At 33.3% G+C, this 21,534-nt stretch carries 15 protein-coding genes and 1 tRNA gene; 12 read left to right on the top strand and 4 right to left on the bottom strand.

Annotated features, from left to right (window positions below; all coding sequences use genetic code 11):
- The first annotated feature begins 12 nt into the window (after positions 1 to 12).
- Entirely contained in the window at positions 13 to 1,866 is a 1,854-nt protein-coding gene (gene glmS, locus AC1EUV_RS02650; RefSeq protein ID WP_480197111.1) for a glutamine--fructose-6-phosphate transaminase (isomerizing), read from the top strand.
- Here the strand turns inward: glmS and pth are convergent, their stop codons facing one another.
- The 3 genes from pth to AC1EUV_RS02635 all read right to left on the bottom strand — a co-directional run bounded on the left by pth (position 1,867) and on the right by AC1EUV_RS02635 (position 4,177).
- Positions 1,867 to 2,433, bottom strand: a complete 567-nt coding sequence (gene pth / locus AC1EUV_RS02645; protein WP_480197110.1) for an aminoacyl-tRNA hydrolase — start codon at positions 2,431 to 2,433, stop codon at positions 1,867 to 1,869. It abuts the gene before it with no gap.
- Between the two features lie 140 nt (positions 2,434 to 2,573).
- Positions 2,574 to 3,221, bottom strand: a complete 648-nt coding sequence (locus AC1EUV_RS02640) for a 50S ribosomal protein L25/general stress protein Ctc (protein WP_480197109.1) — start codon at positions 3,219 to 3,221, stop codon at positions 2,574 to 2,576.
- Between the two features lie 14 nt (positions 3,222 to 3,235).
- Entirely contained in the window at positions 3,236 to 4,177 is a 942-nt protein-coding gene (locus AC1EUV_RS02635) for a ribose-phosphate pyrophosphokinase (protein WP_480197108.1), read from the bottom strand.
- A gap of 148 nt (positions 4,178 to 4,325) precedes the next feature.
- On the opposite strand from AC1EUV_RS02635, the gene AC1EUV_RS02630 reads away from it, so the two are divergent.
- Positions 4,326 to 4,407 (top strand) — tRNA-Leu (locus AC1EUV_RS02630).
- A gap of 30 nt (positions 4,408 to 4,437) precedes the next feature.
- On the opposite strand, the gene pdxR is transcribed toward AC1EUV_RS02630, so the two are convergent.
- Entirely contained in the window at positions 4,438 to 5,925 is a 1,488-nt protein-coding gene (gene pdxR, locus AC1EUV_RS02625) for a MocR-like pyridoxine biosynthesis transcription factor PdxR (protein ID WP_480197107.1), read from the bottom strand.
- 88 nt (positions 5,926 to 6,013) lie between these two features.
- On the opposite strand from pdxR, the gene AC1EUV_RS02620 reads away from it, so the two are divergent.
- The 10 genes from AC1EUV_RS02620 (at position 6,014) to AC1EUV_RS02575 (ending at position 21,528) form a co-directional block, all read left to right on the top strand.
- On the top strand, positions 6,014 to 7,255 hold the full coding sequence (locus tag AC1EUV_RS02620) for a M14 family metallopeptidase (protein ID WP_480197106.1): 1,242 nt from the start codon (positions 6,014 to 6,016) through the stop codon (positions 7,253 to 7,255).
- A gap of 24 nt (positions 7,256 to 7,279) precedes the next feature.
- The gene (locus tag AC1EUV_RS02615) at positions 7,280 to 10,519 is read left to right on the top strand and encodes a SusC/RagA family TonB-linked outer membrane protein (protein WP_480197105.1); all 3,240 of its coding nucleotides are present in this window, start codon (positions 7,280 to 7,282) and stop codon (positions 10,517 to 10,519) included.
- Between the two features lie 13 nt (positions 10,520 to 10,532).
- Positions 10,533 to 11,954 carry a SusD/RagB family nutrient-binding outer membrane lipoprotein gene (locus AC1EUV_RS02610; protein WP_480197104.1) on the top strand — a complete coding sequence of 474 codons (1,422 nt, stop codon included), beginning with the start codon at positions 10,533 to 10,535 and terminating at the stop codon, positions 11,952 to 11,954.
- 79 nt (positions 11,955 to 12,033) lie between these two features.
- Entirely contained in the window at positions 12,034 to 13,029 is a 996-nt protein-coding gene (locus AC1EUV_RS02605; protein WP_480197103.1) for an NAD(P)H-dependent amine dehydrogenase family protein, read from the top strand.
- 37 nt (positions 13,030 to 13,066) lie between these two features.
- Entirely contained in the window at positions 13,067 to 14,215 is a 1,149-nt protein-coding gene (locus AC1EUV_RS02600) for a M14 family metallopeptidase (RefSeq protein ID WP_480197102.1), read from the top strand.
- A gap of 2 nt (positions 14,216 to 14,217) precedes the next feature.
- The gene (locus AC1EUV_RS02595; RefSeq protein WP_480197101.1) at positions 14,218 to 15,768 is read left to right on the top strand and encodes an N-acyl-D-amino-acid deacylase family protein; all 1,551 of its coding nucleotides are present in this window, start codon (positions 14,218 to 14,220) and stop codon (positions 15,766 to 15,768) included.
- Between the two features lie 6 nt (positions 15,769 to 15,774).
- Positions 15,775 to 17,316: a glutamate racemase gene (locus tag AC1EUV_RS02590; RefSeq protein WP_480197100.1), complete on the top strand. Its 1,542-nt coding sequence runs from the start codon at positions 15,775 to 15,777 to the stop codon at positions 17,314 to 17,316.
- The gene (locus tag AC1EUV_RS02585) at positions 17,313 to 18,554 is read left to right on the top strand and encodes a T9SS type A sorting domain-containing protein (RefSeq protein WP_480197099.1); all 1,242 of its coding nucleotides are present in this window, start codon (positions 17,313 to 17,315) and stop codon (positions 18,552 to 18,554) included. The genes AC1EUV_RS02590 and AC1EUV_RS02585 overlap by 4 nt, the downstream gene beginning before the upstream one ends.
- 104 nt (positions 18,555 to 18,658) lie before the next feature.
- Complete coding sequence (locus AC1EUV_RS02580) at positions 18,659 to 19,912, top strand: pyridoxal phosphate-dependent aminotransferase (RefSeq protein WP_480197098.1); 1,254 nt, start codon at positions 18,659 to 18,661, stop codon at positions 19,910 to 19,912.
- Positions 19,894 to 21,528: a gamma-glutamyltransferase family protein gene (locus AC1EUV_RS02575; RefSeq protein WP_480197097.1), complete on the top strand. Its 1,635-nt coding sequence runs from the start codon at positions 19,894 to 19,896 to the stop codon at positions 21,526 to 21,528. Before AC1EUV_RS02580 ends, AC1EUV_RS02575 begins: the two co-directional genes overlap by 19 nt.
- Positions 21,529 to 21,534 lie beyond the last annotated feature (6 nt).

Here is a 21,534-nt window from a genome sequence, read left to right as displayed (position 1 = left end):
TAAAACATTGCTATGTGTGGTATTACATGTTATGTAGGTTATAGAGATGCCTATCCTATCATCATTAACGGATTACAGCGTTTAGAGTATAGAGGTTATGATAGTGCTGGTGTTGCCTTATACAACGGAGAGAAAGTCAAAGTGTCTAAAACTAAAGGAAAGGTAAGCGAGCTTCTCAAACGAGTTAAAGACGAAATTACCACAGAAGGAAATTTAGGGATAGGTCATACACGTTGGGCTACCCATGGGGTACCTAATGATGTTAATGCTCACCCACATGTATCTCAGTCTGGTGAAATAGTTATTATACATAATGGTATTATTGAAAATTATGATACTATTAAAAAGGAACTCATTAAAAGAGGTTATACTTTTAAAAGTGATACAGATACAGAAGTATTAGTTAACCTTATAGAGGAGGTTAAAAAACAAAATGATGTAAAGCTTGGTAAAGCGGTTCAAATAGCATTAAACCAAGTGATAGGTGCGTATGCTATTGCTGTTTTTGACAAGGCCAAGCCTAATGAAATTGTTGTTGCTCGTCTTGGAAGTCCAATCGCTATAGGAATTGGTAAGGACAAAAAAGAATATTTTGTTGCTTCTGATGCTTCTCCATTCATTGAATATACTAAAGATGCTGTTTATTTAGAAGATGAAGAAATGGCAATCATTCGAGTAGGTAAAGACGTAAAGATTAGAAAAATTAAAGATGATTCTCTAGTAACTCCAGATATTCAAGAGTTGCAAATGAATCTTGAGCAAATTGAAAAAGGTGGTTATGATCATTTCATGTTAAAAGAAATTCATGAACAACCAAGAGCTATTACAGATACATATAGAGGGCGTTTATTGAGAAATGAAGGTTTAATAAAAATGGCAGGGGTAGAAGATAATATGAAGAAGTTTTTAAATGCTGATCGTATTATTATTGTAGCCTGTGGTACTTCTTGGCATGCAGGATTGGTTGCAGAATATATTTTCGAAGAATTTGCTAGAATACCTGTAGAAGTAGAATACGCTTCGGAGTTTAGATATAGGAACCCAATTATTACTGAGAAAGATGTTGTAATTGCTATTTCTCAATCTGGTGAAACGGCAGACACTTTAGCAGCGATTAAGCTTTCTAAGTCAAAAGGAGCGTTTGTTTTTGGTGTGTGCAATGTGGTTGGTTCCTCTATAGCTAGAGAAACACACGCAGGTGCATATACTCATGCTGGCCCAGAAATTGGAGTTGCTTCTACAAAAGCTTTTACAACACAGATCACAGTTCTTAGCTTAATAGCTCTGCGATTATCTAGGGCAAAAGGAACCATGTCAAGCTCAGATTATCGACTTTATTTACAAGAATTAGAATTAATTCCCGGAAAAGTTGAGAAATTATTAAGTATTGACGAGCATGTTAAAGCAATTTCCGCTGTTTACAAAGGCGCGTCTAATTTTTTATATTTAGGTAGAGGATTTAATTTTCCAGTGGCTTTAGAAGGTGCTTTAAAACTAAAAGAGATTTCTTATATTCATGCTGAAGGTTATCCTGCAGCCGAGATGAAACATGGCCCAATTGCATTGATAGATGAGAATATGCCAATAGTTGTAATTGCTACTAAGAAAGGGCATTATGAAAAAGTAGTAAGTAACATTCAAGAAATAAAGTCACGTAAAGGGCAGATTATTGCTGTTGTCACAGAAGGCGATACTCAAGTAAAAGAAATTGCAGATCATGTGATTGAAATACCTGAAACTGAAGAAGCATTTACGCCTTTACTAACAACAATTCCGTTGCAATTATTATCATACCATATTGCTGTTATGAGAGAATGTAATGTAGATCAACCTAGAAATTTAGCAAAATCTGTTACCGTAGAATAACTATTTTCCGTTAAATTCGTTCATAGTAATAGCAATACCAGCGGTTCCAAAAGATTTAATTATCTGAATTGATTTTTCTAGTCTCTCGGGTAATTTTTTTTGTTCATCATCATTCCATTTACCAAGTACATAGTCAACTTGTCTTCCTTTTGAAAATTCATCACTTATTCCAAAACGGAAACGAGTATATTTTGAAGTATTTAAAATATCTTGAATGTTTTGAAGGCCATTATGTCCGCCAGCACTTCCCTTGGTTTTTAAACGAATTGTTCCAAAAAAGATATTCAGATCATCACAAATTACTAGGAGGTTTTCTAAAGGTATTTTTTCTTTTGTAAGCCAATATTTAATGGACTTACCACTCAAGTTCATATATGTTGAGGGTTTCAGTAAGATAAAGGTTCTTCCCTTAAATTTAAAAGAAGCTAAATCGCCTAATTTTTTAGTTTCAAAAGTTACATCTTCGTTTTTAGCTAATTTGTCTAAGATTTTAAAACCTATATTATGGCGTGTACCGTCATATTTTACTCCAATGTTTCCTAAACCGACAATTAGGTATTTTTTCATGTTATCTTCTGGTGTAGTTTTCTTCCTGAAAAAGAGTTTTAAAAAAGAAATAATTGACATTGTGTAAATATACAATTTCTTAAAAATGAAAAAGCTCCGCATTAGCGAAGCTTTTTACTATTCATTTATTGAATAATTATCTATTCTTGAGCAGCAGCTTCTGGAGTTGCGCCTTCAGCAGTAGCTTCAGTAGCTTCACCTTCAGCTCCTTCTTCATCTTCATCTTCATCATCTACAACTACAGCGGCACGAGCCATTCTTACTTGACAAACAACCATGTTATCTGGATGCAATATAGAATATTCCTCATTTGTTACGTCGGAAACAAACTTCTTATCTCCGATTTTTAATTTAGAAATATCTACATTGATAAAATCTGGTAAGTTAGCAGGTATTGCACGTACTCTTAAATGCCTATTAGGGAAACGTAAAACACCACCTGCAATAACACCTGGTGCATTTCCTTCTAATTTTACTGGAATATTCATGGTAACTTCTTTATCATCAAACAATTGATAAAAATCTACATGTAAGATCTTATCTGTTACAGGATGAAACTGAATATCCTGCATAATAGCAGCATATTTTTGACCGTCTAATTCAATTGACGCCGTGTAAACATTTGGAGTATACACCAAATTTCTGAAGGCTAATTCATCAGCTGAAAAGTGTAGTGGTTTATCTCCTCCGTATAACACGCAAGGTACCTTTCCAGCATTACGTAAGGCTTTAGTCGAAACTTTACCTACGCTTTCTCTTTGAGATCCATTGATCGTAATTGATTTCATTACTTAAATTTGTTTTACATTAAAAATTGATCACTGATCGATTTATTACTTTGCACTTTGTGCATTACGTCAGCAAATAAAGGGGCGCAAGATACAACTTTAATTTTAGATAATTGCTTTTTTAAAGGAATTGTATCTGTTATAATTAGTTCTTGTAATTTAGAATTTTCAATACGTTTATAAGCTTCACCAGAAAGCACAGCATGTGTACAAATAGCACGTACACTTTTTGCACCTTTTTCCATCATTAAGTCAGCAGCTTTTGTTAATGTGCCAGCAGTATCGATCATGTCATCAACAAGAATAACATTTCTATCTTTTACATCGCCTATTAACTCCATATGAGATATTACATTGGCTTTTTTACGTTGCTTGTAACAGATTACTACTTCACTCTCAAGGTATTTAGAGTAAGCATAAGCTCTTTTAGAGCCACCCATGTCTGGGGAAGCGATAGTAATATCATCTAAATGCATCGCTTTAATTTCTGGTAAAAAGATAGTTGATGCGTATAAATGATCTACTGGTTTTTCAAAGAATCCTTGAATTTGATCGGCATGTAGATCCATTGTAATAATACGAGTTGCACCTGCTGCTTGCAATAAATTTGCAACCATTTTAGCGGCAATTGGTACTCTCGGTTTATCTTTTCGATCTTGACGTGCCCATCCAAAGTAAGGAATGACTGCGGTAATATGTCTTGCAGAAGCGCGCTTAGCGGCATCTATCATCAAGAGCATTTCCATTAGATTATCCATTGGTGGAATGGTAGAGCCAATAATAAAAACCCGTCTTCCACGAATTGACTCTTCGAAAGACACTTGAAATTCGCCATCACTAAAGACATTCTTTCTAGATTTTCCAATTTCAGCACCAAAGGCATTTGCAATTTTTTCGGCTAATTCTAAAGATTGAGAGCAAGCAAAAAGTTTAGGTTTAGGTACTTTTTGTTTCATGTTGTGTAGTTGTGTTTTAGATAGTAAATGTGTTGATTTTCAAATCATGACAAAAGTAGAAATTATTTAAAAAGTTATACTACACATATCATATATTTTCTGCGGTAGAAGCAAAAATATTTTTTAGATTTGCAACCCAATCTCAAATGCTCGAGTGGCGGAATTGGTAGACGCGCTGGATTCAAAATCCAGTTCTTTCGGGAGTGTGGGTTCGATTCCCACCTCGAGTACATTTTTAAGCCGAGTTTTAACTCGGTTTTTTATGTTGAATCTTTAACGAATTGATCCAAACTTTTACCCATTTTTAATAAGTTGTCTTTTATTAATTTTGTGTTCACCGAACTGTATCCCATAACCAATCCGTTTTTCTTTTCTTTATTTAAAAAATATTTACTTAAAGGATGAGCAATAATATTGTCTTTATTTAATTGTTTCGATAAATCAACATCTCTAAAATTTTGACTGATATTAGCAATAAGATGTAAACCTGTATTTGTTGAATCTAATAAAAGTTGATTACTGAGGTTTTTCATAAAGTGATTGATAAATACTTCTTTACGTTCTATGGAAACTTCTATTACGTTTCTCAGATGTTTATTTAGATAGTCTCTTTCTATAAAGGAGCTCATTGTTTTTTGAATAGACCTCGAAACAAATCTACTTGACTGTTCACATAAAGCGACAACAGTATCTAATAAGTAGTATGGAACTATCATATACCCTAATCTAATAGAAGGGTGTAATAATTTGTTAAAAGTACCTAGATAAATTATTCGCTCTTGTTGATCTAAACTATAAATAGAAGCTAATGGTTTTTCCCAGTTACTGAATTCATGATCATAATCATCTTCAATAATAAATGTGTTTTTTATCGAAGCCCATTTAAGTAATTCCAATCTTCGATTCATGCTCATTTTTATACCTAATGGATATTGATTGGAGGGCGTTGTATAGATTAATTTGGGTTTTTTACACTTAACTTTATTAATAACAATTCCTTCATTATCTACGTCAACGGCACAAATTTTTGCTTTGAGGCTATCAAATAAACCATAAGCATGGGGATAAGTTGGGTTTTCAACTATTACTTCATCATTTTTATCAATTAATATATTTGAAATTAAATATAAAGAATGTAATGAGCCAGTTGTAATTACAATCTGATCAGCGTTACAATTAATATTTCTATAAAGTTTTAGATAATTTGAAATATTTTCTCTAAGGCTTTGTAAACCAATCGTATTAGAGTATGATAATTCTGAAGACTTAATAGACCTCCAATATTGATTAATTAATTGTTTCCACTGTTGTACTGGAAAAATGTCTAACGGAGGTAGCCCAGGCCTAAAAGCAATTCCCTTATTCGATTCTTTATTAATTACATGAATATTTTTTTTAAAAGCCTTTCCTCTTTTAGAAATAGATGGATACTTACCGTTTACACTTTCTGAGCCTAGTTTATAGTAAATTTTTTTACTCTTAGAAGGAAGTATAAAGTAGCCAGATCCTTTAATTGATTTCACATATTTTTCTAGTACTAATAAGTCATAGGCTTTTAAAACAGTACTTCTGGATATGCTTAGATCTTTAGACAGTATTCTTGAAGGGGGTAGCTTTACACCTTCTTCTAAAGATCTATTTATGATAGCTTTTTTCAACGAATTATAAAGATTTAAGTAGATGTTTTGATAATCTTCTTTACTCCCAAAACCATTGTTCTCTAAAATGCTTTTTATGTTAAAATGCAAAATTGGTATGCTTTATAGTTTATAATTGGTATGCGCAATATACTGTATTCTTGAGTTAATTTTAATATTATTTTCAACTAATTAATTGATGCAATCCTTAATCAATAGCATAAAATCACACCTATTTATAGGCACATTACTTTTTGCTCTAGTTAGTTGTAGAAGTGTAAAGGAAGTTGGTTTTAAAACTCCTGTAGACACCACAACTAAGCCCATTTCTCAACAAGTAAAGCAAACATATGCTCTAGACGATGTTGGAGTTTATGCTAGCAATGAATTTGATGCAGCTCGTTTAAACGGATTCAAAAAAATCAATGATAGTACTGCATTAGTAATTATTGAACCTGAAAATAGCCCAATAAATAATAGTGGATATTTTGCTTTTAAAACATGGGCGAACAATGCTAAACCTTTTTATTTTGAGTTTAATTACCCTAAAGGATATAAGCATAGATATTTACCTAAATTTAAAAAAGATGCCACTTGGCGGGCATTAGATTCAACTCACTTTTTTAAAAAAGATAGTATTGTTACTATAAAAGTAAATTTAGATAAACAACCGTTAATAATAGCTGCGCAGGAAATTCAATCATCAACAGATGTAAAGAATTGGTACACTAATTTAATCAAAGGAAAAGAGAGCCATATACACCTTAAAAATTATGGAAAATCTAAATTAGGAAAAAATTTACCTGTATTAGATATATATAAAGGTGAAAAGAAAGATAAGTCAATTATAGTATTATTAACTCGTCAACACCCACCAGAAGTTACAGGGTATTTTGCTTTTCAAGAGTTTTTACAAACTATTTTGAATAATTCAAAACTTTCACAAAAATTTCGTAATAAATATAGAGTATTGGCATTCCCTATTTTGAATCCCGATGGGGTTGATCTTGGTCATTGGCGTCACAATGCGGGTGGAGTAGATACTAATAGAGATTGGTCTGAATATCGTCAACCCGAAATTCGTCAAACAGTAAAATATATTACAAATCAAATGAAAAAGAATAATGCTAAGCTAATTTTAGGCTTAGATTTCCATTCTACTTGGTACGATATCTTCTATACCAATAAAATTAGAAAAGAAACGACATTGCCAAATTTTATTGAAAACTGGTTTACAGCTTTAGAGGGTAGTATACCAAATTATAAAGTAAATGAGGCTGCTGGTAATAGTACCAAACCAGTTTCAAAAGGATGGTTCTTGTATGGACATAATGCTGTTGGAATTACATATGAAATTGGTGATGCAACACCAAGAGATAGAATAAAATTAATAGGCAAAGTTACTGCCGAACAAATGATGAGCATTTTACTAAACAAATAAATTATTAACTAAACTCGATCAATTATGATTAGGAAACTATTTTTATGTTTGTGTGCATTACTACTATCTAGCAGTATTGTTCTAGCACAAAAAGAAGTAACGGGTACTGTGAGCGATGCTTCAGGGCCTTTACCAGGAGCTAGTGTTGTTGTTAAAGGCACTACGAATGGAACAACTACTGATTTCGACGGAAATTATTCGATTAATGTACCAAGCAATGAAGCTGTATTAATATTTAGCTTTTTAGGGTATGTAAATCAAGAAGTCACAGTTGGTAATCAAACAACAATTAATGTTACCCTTGTAGAAGATGCACAAGCGTTAGACGAAGTTGTAGTAACAGCGCTCGGTTTTGTTGAGAAACGAGACAAAATGGCTTCAACGTATTCTAAAATTGAAGCTGATAAATTAGTACAGCCCGTAGAAAATAAAATCATTGATGGTATTGCAGGTAAGGCAGCTGGTGTGAGTATTAATGCCACTTCAGGTGATCCTGGAGCTGGTTCTAATATATCAATTAGAGGCGCAAGCTCGTTAGGAGGCTCAAGTCAACCACTAATTGTTGTAGATGGTATTCCATTGAATAATGATAACCTAGCTGGATCAGGAGATAGTGATCAATCTGCGGGAGTCTCACAGCAATCACGGTTAAATGACTTAAACCCTGATGATATTGAATCTTTTCAAGTATTTAAAGGAGCATCGGCAGGAGCACTTTATGGTTCGAGAGCTTTAAATGGTGTAATTGTTATAACCACTAAAAAAGGAAAGGCAGGCAAATTTAGTGCAACGTTTTCGTCAGGGATATCAATAGATGAAATTTCATACAAGCATCCTTTACAAACCTCTTTTGGTCAAGGTAATAATGGTAGTTATAGCCCGACAGCTCAAAGATCTTGGGGTGATAGAATATCAGAAAGAGCAGGTGGTGCCGATGGTGTAGATACTTCAGGACAGTTTTTTGAATCTTTGGTATCAGATAATATTATTTATCCAATAACACAAAAGAATTCAAGAGAGATATACACAGATCGTAATTTTGATCAGGTTTTTAGAAACGGGATTACTTATGATAATAGAATAACAGTGAGCAGTGGAACTGAAAAAGGAACTTATTATTTAAGTGCTGGTCACGTTACCCAAGACGGTATAATCGAAAGTAGCTTTTACAAAAAAACTAACTTTTCAATTAATATGACTCAAAATTTAACTGATAAGTTAAAGACAAACTTCAAAGCAAACTATATTCATACAGGTTCTAACAGAATTCAGCAAGGATCAAATACTGCAGGCTTATATCTAGGTTTGTTAAGAACACCAGCGGATTTTGACCAATCTGACTATATAGGCAACTATCATAGTAGTTCAGGTGCTGTAACGCCATTTAGACATAGAGCTTATAGAAGATACTTAGCAAATAGCGACAATGCTATTTACAATAATCCTTTATGGACAATTAACGAACAAAAAAGTACGGCGAACTTAAATCGTTTAATTGGTAGTGGAGAAGTATCATATCAATGGAATGATAATATAAGTACCATCTTACGTGGAGGTGTAGATTTTTATGTAGATTCAAGAGTTTATTTTTTCCCATGGTATACAGCTGGTTCAGCTAGAAGATATGGTTTATTAAATGATGAAACGTTTAATAATCAAGAGTTTAGTGGTGATTTAATAACTAACTTTAATTACGCACTTACTGAAAATTTAAACTCCAATATTATTGTTGGTTTTGGTTTGAATGATAGAAGACGTAAGACCAATTATATAACTGCAGATAATTTTATAGCCAATTTTAGAAGCCCTTTAGATGCTGCCGAACTCTCTGCAAAAGAAAATATTGGTGGAGAAACCACAAGAAGAAAGATTCGAAATATTCGATTTTATGGTACAGCAAATTTTGACTATGCAGATCAACTAGTATTGCAATTAGGAGGAGCTTATGAGCGACACTCATCTTTACCAAGAGATGATGATTGGGTTTTTTATCCAAGTGCGGAGTTAGGATGGACGTTTAGTAAATTATTAGAAGATACTAGCACGCTATCGTTTGCCAAGCTAAGACTAGCTTATGGTCAGGTAGCTAATGTGCCTATCGCTCATAGAGCTGAGACAGTATTTGAGGTTGGAACATTTTCTACTTTTTCTGATGCAATTGCATTAGAGGATTTTGGTGGAGGTTTTCAATTTGATGAGCGTCTAGGTAACGCATTTCTAAAACCAGAAATTAAAACCGAGTATGAAGTTGGGCTAGATCTAAGATTTCTCAAAAATAGATTATCATTATCTACTACTTATTATACAAATAAAACAGAAGATGTTTTACTTACTTTAAGAATACCTCCTACGCTAGGGTTTGAAGAAATTTATGCAAATGGAGCGACAATAGAGAATGATGGTTTTGAAGCCGAGCTCCGCTACGACTTTCTCAAAAAGCAGGACTGGAAAGGCTCAGTTGCTGTAAACTTTAGCACAAATAAAAATATTGTTCGAGGCCCTAGGGGAGAAGGAGAATTTATTGATGAGTTCTCTGAAGGAAGTTCTATTCAATCTGTGGCTATAGATGGGCAACCTTTAGGAGTATTGTATACTCAAGGAGCACTTAGAAATGCGGATGGAAGTCTGGCATTGGATGCTAACGGCTTCCCTCAAGTTGATACAGGCGGAAATTTAATAGTAGGAGACCCAAATCCAGATTGGAGAGGAGGTATACAGTTTGACTTATCTTACAAGAATTTATCACTATCTGCATTGTTTGATACAAGTCAAGGTAATGATTTAGCACAAAGAACGAGATTTATTACAACTTTCTTCGGAACTCATGCTGATACAGGCAATACAATTACTTTAACAGAAGAATTAACAAACTATGACGGCGACGTATTTCCTGCAGGATCAGTTGTAAGAGGTAATGTTGGAAATTTTGGCGGAGGTAATGTGTTATTAGATGAAGATTATTACACTTCATTATATGGTTTTGGAGACGGTAAATTAAATGAGTTTGCAGTCGATGATGGTAGTTGGACACGTTTAAGAGAATTATCACTGTCTTATATTTGGAACTCAGAGAAATTGAAAAAATCGACAGGGCTTCAATCGATTGAATTTACAGCTTCTGGTAGAAACTTAGTTATCTGGACAGATGTAGTAGGTATTGATCCAGATATTAACCAATTTGGTGTTGGTAGAGCAAGAGGTTTAGATTATTTTTCTAACCCAGGATCTAGAACATATGCTTTTGGAATAAAGTTTAATTATTAATTAGTAAGAAATTATGAAATCTATATATAAAATAATTTTATCGTTGGTTTTTCTTACATCTTCTGTGGCATGTGATAATTACATAGATGTAAATGATAACCCAAATCAACTGGTAGCGGTTCCTTCGGGAGACTTACTACTTAGAGGAACGTTATTAGCAAATGCTCAAATACAACAAGGGCAATTGGCTAGAACAAGCATGTATTATACAGGTGGTTTAATAGGCCTTCAATTAGTACAAGAAACCTTATATAATTATGATTATACCCCTGGTGATTCTAATGCCGTTTGGGGTCATTTATATAATGGTATACTAGTGCAGAACAAAGAGATACGAAGAATTTCTCCAGATGTTGGTCGTTTGCAAGGAATTATAGATGTGAATGAGGCATTAGCAGTTGGAACTGCTGCTTCAATTTTTGGAGACATTCCTTATTCTACTGCCGTTCCTGATAATCCTGGAGCTGGATCTACGGACCCAACATTTGATGCTCAAGCTGATGTTTATGCTGCGATGCAAACATTATTAGATAATGCCATTCCTAAATTACAAAACGGTTCAACAACTTCTAATACAAATGATGCAGATAATTATTTTGGAGGAAATGCAGGCGATTGGATAGCTGCTGCATATACTTTGAAAGCGCGTTATTATTTACAAACTAAAAACTATGCGCAAGCTTTGGCTAATGTAGTTAATGGAATTAGCAGTGGATCTGGAACAATGAGTTATAATCCAGAAGGAGAAGTTAATGGCGATAGTAATATACTATTCAATTTTGTTAATAGTAGTCGTGCTGGAGATATGACAGGTGCTGGAACCTTCTATAGAGATTTATTGGACCCTGCTAACCCAAATAGTAGAAATAATGCAAAAACCAATGAAACTGCTCGAAGAGTCTATTCTTATATAAGTGGAGATGGAGAACAAGCTGGAGGAATAGATGATGCTAATACGCCAATGAAATTAGTGAGTTATTATGAAAACTTACTAATTTGGGCAGAATGCTTAATTAGAGTGAATAACGATGCTCAAGGTGCAATCGACAAATTAAATGAGTTACGTGCTTATTTAAGATCAGGTAATGCATTTAATATTTTAAACGGAGAGCCATTTTTGTACGACGATTATGTATTAGCAGATTTTGAAGCTGGAGGAATGGAAAATATGGATAATATTGACACCGAACGAGCAATTTTAAGAGAAATAATTCAAGAACGTTATGTATCTGGTTTCAGTACATATATACCTTGGAATGATGCAAGAAGATTAAGAGCTTCTGATAGTGATTTAATTGTTCCGTTTCCGTTGAATAATGGAACTACAACTGTTAACCCACAACGTTTGTTATATGCCCAAGATGAGATAAACAATAATAGTAATACACCAAGCCCGATACCTGATTTGTTTACAGCAACTCCGGTAAATCAGTAGTTACCAACTAAATTTTGTTTAGTAAAGAGGTTGTTTAAATGCTGTTTAAGCAGCCTCTTCTTTTCTTAAAACAACTCTTATGATAAGCGTGTTACAAATTGGATTTGGACCTTTAGGAGTTCAGGTAGCCAAATATATTAGTGAAAAATCGACAGTTACAACTGTTGGCGTTGTTGATATTAATATTGAGTTTAAAGGAAAATATCTAAGTAAGATAGATGAGTCATTGGCTAATAATACGCTCATTTATAGTTCGGTAAATGACGCGATAAAATCTTTAGATATAAAACCAGATGTAGCTATTATTACTACAGTTTCTGATTTGCAGAGACTAATTCCACAGGTAAAGGAAGTTGCTGAATTTGGAATTCCCGTAATTTCCACATGTGAAGAACTTTCTTATCCCTGGGAATTGCAACCTAATTTAAGTAAACAATTAGATACTATCTGTAAAGAAAATGGTATCGCTTGTTTGGGGACAGGAATTAATCCTGGGTTTTTAATGGATTATTTACCTTCAGTAATGAGTTCGGTTTGTAAAGACGTAGAACAAATTATAGTTGAACGTGTTCAAGATGCTACCCCAAGACGTATTCCTTTTCAAAAGAAAATAGGAGCTGGGTTAGATTTAAAAGCATTTAAAGCCAAAGAACAAGAAGGCTCGCTACGTCATGTAGGTTTACCTGAATCAGTTTATCTGCTTGCGAATAGCATAGGTATAAAACTAGATAATGTAGCAGAAGAACTTAAGCCTGTTATTTCAGAAAAATCCTTTAAAACAGAAGCAATAGAAATAGCTGTTGGTGATGCCAGAGGGGTAGAACAAACAGCATATGGTTATCAAAATGGTGATTGTAAGATAAAAATGCATTTTAAAGCCGCCATTGGAGAACAACGTTCTTTTGATAGAATTACCATTAAAGGAACACCTTCTTTTTCTTCAGAAATAGATGGTGGGGTTAATGGAGATATAGCTACTTGTGCTATAGCCATAAATAGTATAAAAAGTGTACTAAAAGCATCTCCTGGATTGCACACTATGGCAGATATTTCTGTACCAGGATATATTAATTAAAATGTCATTCCTGTGTAAGTAGGAATCTTTTGTAACAATGCGAAAATTACTTTTAATAACCATTATTTTTATTATCTGCTTTTCATGTTCAAAAGATAAAGTCAAAGATAAGGTAGTTTTTGATTCGTCATTTGCTGGAGCAAGATTAGACAGTGCTGTATTTCAGGGTGATGATAGATATATAGCCTACATAAACCCAGCTTTTGAACCAGTTAATAAAAGCCCCTGGTTTGCTTTTGGAGTTAGCTCCGAAAAAGAAAAAGAGATTGAAGTAGTTCTTAATTATGGAAAATACAAGCATCGATATATTCCTAAATTAAGTTCAGACAAAATAACTTGGAAAAAAATTAAAGATTCAAATATTAAAATTGATACTGTTTCTGGAAATGCTACTCTTACCTTAAACATCTCTCCTCAAAAATTATACATTGCTGCCCAGGAACTTGAACCAAGTAAAAAAACATATGAATGCTTAGATGAAATTTTAGGGCTTAAACTATTCCTAAAAAAAGAAATTGCAGGAAAAACGGTTAAGGGAAATGACAACTATGTTGTTAATTCTAATCAAGATTTGAAGGAAGCAATTGTATTGATAGCGAGACAACACCCACCAGAAATCCCTGGAGGTACGATAGGCTTTATAGCTTTTTATGAAGAGCTTTTAAGTAATTCTGAAACTGCGAAAACATTTAGAGAACAATTCAATATTATTACGTTTCCATTGCTAAACCCAGATGGGGCTGACATGGGCAATTGGCGCCATAATGCCAATGGTGTTGACCTCAATAGAGACTGGATAGATTTTACACAACCAGAAACACGGATGGTGAAAGAGTATATAGAAAAGAAAGTTGAAGAGGGCAGTAAAATTAAGTTTGCCCTTGACTTCCATACTTCTCATTCTGGCGCGTATATGTTAGTGCTAGACTCTATTAATGAAGCTAAAACAAAAGGAATTATTCCGAATTGGATTAAAAGCATAGAAAGTAACTCTCAGTTTAAAGTTGAGGCAAGAAGACGTAGTCAAGAGTTACCCTACTGTTATAACTATTTTTTTAATCAAATGGGATGTGAGGCAGTTACCTATGAAGATGGAGATGAAATAGATAGAGCTATTATAAAAGAAAGAGCAAAAGTGTATGCTCAACAGTTGATGAAAATAATGCTAGCCATAGACTCAAAATAATGATGATAAAAAGAATTTTATACCTAGTGATTTTTTTAACGGTTTTTTCTACATGTTCAAAAAAGAAAATAGATGCCGATATTTTAATTGAAAACGGAACTGTTTATAATGGAATGGATTCCATAGCAAATAATGTTTCCATTGCAGTAAAAGGTGATAAGATTGTATTTATAGGTGAAACAGGAAATGTAGAAATATCAGCAAATAAAACTATCGATGCTTCTGGTTTTGTTGTTTCTCCAGGTTTTATTGATCCACATACGCATGCTGATAGAGAATTAAAAGATTCGTTAAAATCACACAATATGCCTTTCCTTTTTCAAGGAATTACAACTGTTGTTACTGGTAATGATGGAGATAGTTTTTATCCAACATCTAAATATGTAAAAATGTATGAATCTCACGGTATAGGTACAAATACAGTTCTGTTAGTTGGTCATGGAACTATTCGAGAACAAGTGATGGGTAAAAGTGATAGAAAAGCAACAGAAGAAGAGATTGAAAAAATGCAAGAATTGATTCAGCAAGAACTCGATGCTGGTGCTTTTGGAATTTCAACAGGGTTATTTTATTCACCTGGAAGTTATTCGAATACCGATGAGGTGATAGCATTAGCGGAGATAGTGAGTAAAAATAGTGGAATTTATGACACACATTTAAGAGATGAAAGTTCCTATACTGTCGGTCTTATACCTGCAATTGAAGAGGCACTAGAAATAGGACGTCAAGCTAAACTGCCGATACATATTTCACATATAAAATGTTTAGGAGTTGATGTTTGGAAACAAAGCGATTCAATTGTTATGCTAGTTGAAAAAGCTCAAAAAGAAGGTATAGAAGTTAGTGCAAATCAATATCCATACGATGCTTCTGCAACCGGATTAAAGGCCGCTGTAGTACCAAGATGGGCAGAAAGTGGAGGAAAAGATTCTTTATTTATACGTATAAAGAACCCTAAACTCAAGCAGCGAATATTAAAAGAGACAAAAAAGAACATTACACGCCGTGGAGGGCCCGAAAAATTCTTACTAGTTAAGACTCCCGACTCTAGTTTTGTAAATAAAAACCTATTAGAAGTTTCTCAAATGCTTAAAGTAAATCCGGAAGAGGCTGTCTTTAAGGTTTTAGAAAAAGGATATGTGCGTGTTGCTTCTTTCAATATGAACCCATATGATATTCAAAACTTTATGAAACAACCTTGGGTGACTACAGGTTCAGATGGTAACACTGGTCATCCTAGAAAGTACGGATCATTTCCACGAAAGTATCATAAATATGTAAAACAAGAAAGTGTAATTGATCTTGCTACATTTATCAAAAATAGCACATCTAAAACTTCAGAAATATTTAAAATTCCGAAAAGAGGAAAGTTAAAAAAAGGTTATTACGCTGATATTATCATGTTCAATCCTGAAACATTTAAAGATAAAGCTGATTATAAAGATGCTTTTCAACTAGCAGAAGGTTTAGAGTATAGTATAATCAACGGAAAATTATCCATAGAAAACGGAAAGTTTACTGAACAATTAAATGGCAAAGTTTTAAAAAAATAAGATATTATGAAACGATTGAGTTTAACAATTGTAGCATTAACAATTTTACTGTTAATTAGTTGTAAGCAGAATCCTAAAAAGGATGAGGTAGCTAAAGTTGAAGTACAACAAGGGGATATAGTTGAGACTATCATCAATGATGAGGATAGTTTTTATCATGTTAATTTCAATAATTACCCCAGTTCAGATACATCATTGCCCATTGGTATTTTTGATTCTGGTACCGGCGGCTTAACGGTGCTAAAAGCCATTGTTAACTATGATGAAAATAATAATGATAATTATGAAGGTGGAAAAGATGGGGTTATAGATTTTGGTAAAGAATCTTTTATCTATTTAGGTGATCAAGCCAATATGCCTTATGGAAACTATTCTAAAGAAAATAAGGTTGATCTCTTGAATGAACATATTATCAAAGATGCACAGTTTTTATTAAGTAATAAATACTATTCCGATGAAAATGATGAGTTAGTAAATACAGATAAACAACCTGTAAAAGCATTAGTAATTGCTTGCAATACTGCGACCGCTTATGGTAAAGAATATATTGAAGAATTTTTAAGAAAAGCAAATACTGACATTAAGGTAATAGGAGTAATTGATGCCGGAGTTAGAGGAACATTACAATCGATTAAAAAAGATGAAGATGCCATTATTGGAGTTTTAGCTACCGCGGGAACGGTTGCTTCAAAGGGATACCGCAATACCATTTTAAAAATGAAGGCTGAGTTGGGATATACTGGCAATATAGAAGTTTTTTCTCAAGGTGGAGTAGGTATTGCTGAAGCTGTGGATGAAGATCCAGACTATTTTAATAAAAATCTTAAAAAACCTAGAGAAAGTTACAAAGGGCCAAGCTTAGGCGGAGATATAAAAATAGATAAAACATTATTTGATATTTATAACTTCGATTTTGACGATAGTAAAATGCTTTGTGATTCAGAAAAGACAGATGACTGTTCAATACTTCAAATAAATGATGCACAAAATTATGTCCGTTATCACTTAGTAACTTTAATGGAACAAATACGCCAATCTAAAACTACCAATAAATTAAAGTCAATAATTTTAGGGTGCACTCATTATCCTTATATGACCGATGAAATAGGTGTAATTTTAAAAGAATTGTATAATTACGAAGGTAATGATGGCAAGCATTTATATAGAGATTTTATGGTAGAACATGTTAAGTTGATAGACCCTGCTGTAGATACAGCTAAAGAATTACATGAGCATTTAAAAGAGAAATCTTTATTTAACCCTAACGGAAATATTAAGAATAGTGAGTTCTATATAAGTGTAACTAATAAAGACAATGCTAATAATCTGATTGATGAACAAGGTCGTTTTCCATATGATTATAAATATGGTAGAAATACAGGCGAAATTCAAGAATATGTAAAGGTAGTACCATTTAGCCGAGAGAATATATCTTACGATATCCTTACTCGTTTTCAGAAACAAATTCCACATGTGTATCAGCTGATGCAGAATTTTAACAATAAAAATGCTAAAACTGAACACCTTTCAAAGGAAAGTAAAATATGATTAAAAATAGTTTCATTTTAATATTTGTTTTAGTTAGTTCAATATCTCTTGTTGCTCAAACAGCAACAGGGGATATTGAAACGTATATTGGAAACATTATTGATAATGCTCCTGGAAGTGGAGGAAATAATTATGACAATCCAAATACTTCAGAGTTAAATACATGGAATGGAATTGTTACTGATATATTAAACGAAAACATTACTACAGCTCGATCAAATGCTAATACACTTAACTATCAAATAACAGAATTTACAGATACTTCACTATCTCCAAATCAAATATTTTACGTGTTAGAAGAGAAAAGTCCACAATCAAATTTTTGGGGGACTTATGTTTTTAGTAAGACACCTACTAGAAATAATCTAATCATCCAAGCACCTCATTCTAGATTTGACACCAATACTGGTAAGCAAGCGGTATATTGTTTTAAAAATAATGTGGCTAGAGCAGTTTTTATAAATGGAACACATCGTTGTAATAGTAGCAGTTTTTCTTCATGCTCTGGCACTACAGGCGTTTGTGGATCAAGTGGGCAGTCTTACAGAATATCAGATCTGGCACATGTGACTAATGCAATGTTTCAAAAAACAACTGAGAATTTATTAAATGCAGTTTCTAATTCAGTATTTATTCAATTACATGGTTTCGGTAAACGTTCGACTGACCCCTATGTGATTATGAGTAATGGTACAAGAGAAACACCAACAACGGATTATGCTGCTCAAATTAGAGATGCGCTATTAATAGAAGACAATACGCTTACTTTTGAAATAGCACATATTAATACTAGTTGGACACGTCTTATCGGATTTACAAATACACAAGGTAGACTGATAAACAATTCAACCGATTACTGTAATACTTCAGCTGTCAGTACAACAGGAAGATTTATCCATATAGAACAAGAAAGAACAAAATTAAGAGATAGTGCTACTGAATGGGTAAAAATGAATAATGCCTTAGCTAATGTTTTTGAAAGCACTTTAAGCGTAGATGAACTTGACCTAAGTACTTCTATTTCTGTATACCCTAATCCTACCAATGGTGGTATTAACATTAACGGAGGCTTAATTATAAAGGTAGAAGCATATAACATGTTTGGTCAAAAAGTAAAGACTCTAAATAATGTTTCTGATAAAGTTTTTATTGATTTTAAAGGAAAACCTTTTGGGGTTTACTTTTTAAGAATTGAAAGCAATGCTGGCTTAACGATAAAAAAGATAATATTTAATTGACTGTTCGTTAGTTAAATAATAGAAAATATATAGTACTTTTAATATATTCTAGTTTTACTTAAATAATTGTTTCAATTATGTCACTGGAAAAATTAAACCCATTATTGAAACGAGTTAAGCCATCGGCTACCATAGTAATTAACGAGCTTTCAAAAAAATTAATTTCTGAAGGAAAAGAAATCTATAAGCTTGGATTTGGACAATCTCCTTTTCCAGTTCCAGAAGAAATAGTTGAAGCTTTAAAAAACAATGCCAGTAAGAAGGATTATATGCCATCTAAAGGCTTACCCACTCTAAAAAGTGAAATAGCTCAATTTTTTAAAAGAAATTATAAGTTGTATAGAGAACCAGAAGACATTATCATTGGCCCCGGATCTAAAGAACTTCTATATGATTTTCAATTGGTGTATGATTTTGAAGAATTGCTATTGCCTTCTCCAAGCTGGGTTTCCTATGAACCTCAGGCAATACTTACCGGCCGTAAAGTAGTTTGGTTACCAACAAATGAAATGAATGATTGGAGAATAAACGCCGAAACAATTTTTGATCATTGCAAAACCTCGCCAGATGTAAATAGAGTAATAATCTTAAATTATCCTTCAAACCCTTTAGGTATAACTTATTCTGAAGATGAACTAAAGGAATTGGCCGAGGTTTTTAGAGAGTATAACATACTGGTAGTTGCTGATGAAATATATGGAGAAGTTCATCATGAAGGTGATCATTGTACCATTGCAAAATTTTACCCAGAGGGAACAATTATAAGCACAGGGCTAAGTAAGTGGGCAGGAGCAGGAGGTTGGCGATTTGGCCTACTTGTTTTTCCTAAAGAGTTACGATACCTACAAGATGCAATGGCGGTTATTGCTTCAGAAACCTTTACTTCAGTAAGTGCCCCAATACAATTTGCTGCAATTGAAGCCTACAAGCAAAACTACGTTATTGATGAATATTTGAATAATTGTAGAAAAATATTACGTGCTGTTGGCAATTATGCTTACAATGAACTTTTAAATCTTGGTATTACTATGCCAAAACCTGAGGGAGGGTTTTACTTATTTCCAAATTTTACCAAATGGAAGGATAGTTTTAAAGATAGGAATATATACACCAGTACGGATTTATGTAATATATTACTTGAAGAAACAGGTGTAGCCCTTTTACCTGGAGACGCTTTTGGACTTTTAGGTGAATACCTTACCGCAAGACTATCTTATGTTGATTTTGACGGAGAAGAACTGTTAAAAATTGTAGACGAAAATCCTCTACTTGAACTTGATCATAGATTTATAGAAAAAAACTGTCCTAAAATAGTAGGAGCCATTCAAAAAATCAGATTATGGACGGAGTCTCTATAAAAATAAATAGCTTAATAGGATTAGCTATTCTTGTTTTAATTTCTTGCAGTCAAAAAAAAGATGAGCGGTTTTTAGGAGTCGTATCATCTGCAACACCTGAAGCTTCAAAAGTTGGTGAATTGATTTTCAAAAAAGGAGGGAATTCTGTTGATGTGGCAATTGGGGTGTCGTTTGCATTGGCTGTTACTGAGCCAGCTATGTCGGGGCTTGGAGGGGGAACACAAGTGCTGTTATCTATTAGAAATAGCTCTCCGATCGCTATTAATGGAACCACATTTTCTCCAAGACAATTACCTGTAATTACTCAAGATACTTTAACATATCATCGAAGAAGTACCATTCCGTCAACCGTTAAAGTACTTGATTATTTATTTAAGAATTATAGTAGCGGAAATTTAGCTTGGGAGGAATTAATAACACCTGCCATCCAACTTGCTGAGGAAGGTTTTGAAGTAGGTCCTTTTCGAGCAAAAGTCTATAATAAATACAAAGAAAAATTATTAAATAGTAATCACGGTACGGAGTTTTTTCTTACAGACGGAAATAAAATTCCAACAAAAGGACAATTTATTCGACAACCCATTTTAGCAAAGACATTAAAAAGATTAGCATCTTATGGAGCGGATGATTTCTATAAGGGGGAAATTGCCGATGAAATTGCAAAAGACATGAAAGAGAATGGTGGTTGGATTACTCTAGAGGATTTAAAAAATTTCAAAGACCCTCAAGAGCTAAAACCACTTTCAATAGAGTATAAAGAGCATCAAATATATTCTCAACCACCACCATGTGGAGGTTGGACCTCACTTCTTATAATGAATATTTTAAAGCAGTATGAATCTGAAGAAGATATTTCACTATCGAGAATTGTTGAAGCACTATATCTTGGTCAAAATGATAGAAGAAAAAATCCTATAACCAATTTAAAGAATTACAACAATACTACAGAAATTAAACTTGCAGATGATTATGCTTTAAATCTTTTAAATGATACTAATACGGATATAGATATAACAGATTATGAAAAATCAGGCGAAACAACACATTTTTCTGTGGTTGATGCTGATGGAACGGCCATTTCTATTACGGCTAGTATCAATGCATATTTTGGGGCATTAGCCACGTCAAAAAGGTTAGGCTTTCTTTATAATACTTATATGGATGATTTTATTTTTGAAGATGAACTTCATCCTTTTGCTATTCGACCCAATGCTATGGCCTATTCTTCTATGTCACCAACAATTGTTCAAAAGAATGGGAAAAATAAATTGGTAATTGGTAGCCCAGGCAGCAGTAGAATTATCTCAACAGTTGCCCAATTAACTGCAAGATGGATTAATAATGAGCCAATTGAGAAACTAATACGTTCGAGTAGGACTCATGTAAATAGAAATAAATTATACTTAGAACAAGAATCAGACACTTTATTGCTTAATAAAGAGATGCTCAATAAGTATGGTTTATCAATTAAAATTCCAGATAAAAGTTTAATCAATAAAAATTGGTTAAATCCATATTTTGGAGGAGTGCATACTATTGCCAAAGAAAATGACGTATGGACTGGTGCAGCAGACCCAAGACGAGATGGTAGATCACTATATGTTACAACAAAATAAATCAAG

The sequence above is a fragment of the Maritimimonas sp. 2304DJ26-3 genome (genome assembly GCF_056591635.1).
This window is presented reverse-complemented; position numbering and strand designations above follow the sequence as displayed.

What these genes read in the sequence shown, in the direction of transcription:
- pth (WP_480197110.1), bottom strand. Translation starts at nt 2,433, where the DNA reads ATGAAAAAATACCTAATTGTCGGTTTAGGAAACATTGGAGTAAAATAT.
- AC1EUV_RS02615 (WP_480197105.1), top strand. Translation starts at nt 7,280, where the DNA reads ATGATTAGGAAACTATTTTTATGTTTGTGTGCATTACTACTATCTAGC.
- AC1EUV_RS02635 (WP_480197108.1), bottom strand. Translation starts at nt 4,177, where the DNA reads ATGAAACAAAAAGTACCTAAACCTAAACTTTTTGCTTGCTCTCAATCT.
- AC1EUV_RS02575 (WP_480197097.1), top strand. Translation starts at nt 19,894, where the DNA reads ATGGACGGAGTCTCTATAAAAATAAATAGCTTAATAGGATTAGCTATT.
- AC1EUV_RS02595 (WP_480197101.1), top strand. Translation starts at nt 14,218, where the DNA reads ATGATAAAAAGAATTTTATACCTAGTGATTTTTTTAACGGTTTTTTCT.
- AC1EUV_RS02620 (WP_480197106.1), top strand. Translation starts at nt 6,014, where the DNA reads ATGCAATCCTTAATCAATAGCATAAAATCACACCTATTTATAGGCACA.
- glmS (WP_480197111.1), top strand. Translation starts at nt 13, where the DNA reads ATGTGTGGTATTACATGTTATGTAGGTTATAGAGATGCCTATCCTATC.
- AC1EUV_RS02585 (WP_480197099.1), top strand. Translation starts at nt 17,313, where the DNA reads ATGATTAAAAATAGTTTCATTTTAATATTTGTTTTAGTTAGTTCAATA.
- AC1EUV_RS02605 (WP_480197103.1), top strand. Translation starts at nt 12,034, where the DNA reads ATGATAAGCGTGTTACAAATTGGATTTGGACCTTTAGGAGTTCAGGTA.
- AC1EUV_RS02640 (WP_480197109.1), bottom strand. Translation starts at nt 3,221, where the DNA reads ATGAAATCAATTACGATCAATGGATCTCAAAGAGAAAGCGTAGGTAAA.
- AC1EUV_RS02600 (WP_480197102.1), top strand. Translation starts at nt 13,067, where the DNA reads ATGCGAAAATTACTTTTAATAACCATTATTTTTATTATCTGCTTTTCA.
- AC1EUV_RS02590 (WP_480197100.1), top strand. Translation starts at nt 15,775, where the DNA reads ATGAAACGATTGAGTTTAACAATTGTAGCATTAACAATTTTACTGTTA.
- AC1EUV_RS02610 (WP_480197104.1), top strand. Translation starts at nt 10,533, where the DNA reads ATGAAATCTATATATAAAATAATTTTATCGTTGGTTTTTCTTACATCT.